We start from the raw sequence: 1,046 nt of genomic DNA, 5'->3' as shown, positions 1-1,046 counted from the left end.
CGCGTCCGGGCCGCCGCTGGCGCTCACGCTCAGCCCGCTCGACCCGGCCGGCGTCGGAGAGCTGGCCGGGCGCATCCTCGGCACCGAGGTCTCCGCCGGGTTCGCGGCCACGCTCCACGAGCGCACGGGCGGCATCCCGTTCGTCGCCGAGGAGGTGCTCGGCGCCCTGCACCAGACCTCGCTGCCCGACGACGCCGCGCAGCAGGACGACGTGCTGACCGACCTCGCGGTGCCCACTGCCCTGCGCGACGTGGTGCTCGGCCGGCTGGACGGCGTCGCCGAGGGCACCCGCGAGGTGCTGGGCGTCGCCTCCGTGCTGGACCACCCCGTCGACGTCGACCTCATCGCGGAGGTCACCGGCCTGCCGCCCGCCAGGGTGGTGGAGGCTCTGGTCGACGCGATCACCGCGGGGCTGCTGCACGAGCAGGACGGGCAGGTGCGGTTCCGGCACGTGCTGGCCGAGCAGATCGTCTACGACGCGCTGCCCACGCCCACCCGCCGGCTGCTGCACCGCACCGTGGCCCGCGCCATCGAGGACCGCGACGGCCCGCGACCGGTCGCGCGGCTCGCGCACCACTACCACCGTGCGGGGGACGTGACCCGGTTCGTGCGGTACGCGGAGGACGCCGCCGACCTGGCCGTCTCGCACGGCGACGACGCCCACGCGGCGCGCCTCCTGGTGCAGGCCATGGAGGTCGAGCTGCCGACCGAGCAGCGGCTGCGCCTGGCCGTGAAGCTCGGCCGGGCTGCCGTGGACGGGCTCGCCCACGAGGAAGCCGTGCCTCTGCTGCAGCAGCTCCTGGCCGGCGAGCTGCTGCCCGGCGACGTGCGCGGTGAGCTCCGGTTCGCCCTGGGTCGCCTGTTCCGGCAGCAGGGCCTGGCCGACGTCGGCTACCGCGAGATCGAGCGGGCGCTGCCGGACCTGGCCGACAACCCCGACCTGCTCGCCCGGGCGCTGGCGATCCTCGCCGCCCCCGAGACCGTGACCGACCGACCCATGGCCGTGCACGCCCGGCGCGGCGAGGAGGCCCTGGACGCCGCCCGCC

The 1,046-nt window shown here is 76.6% G+C and carries 1 protein-coding gene; it reads left to right on the top strand.

The window, feature by feature from the left end; genetic code table 11:
- Positions 1-1,046: ATP-binding protein (locus tag PROKR_RS33925; protein WP_211240031.1), on the top strand; the 1,046-nt coding region annotated here is incomplete at both ends.

Origin of the sequence: Promicromonospora kroppenstedtii DSM 19349 (assembly GCF_000515355.1) — a bacterium.
Classification (GTDB): domain Bacteria; phylum Actinomycetota; class Actinomycetes; order Actinomycetales; family Cellulomonadaceae; genus Promicromonospora; species Promicromonospora kroppenstedtii.
The sequence above is the reverse complement of the archived record's forward strand: the minus strand, read 5'-3'. Positions and strand labels throughout refer to the sequence as shown.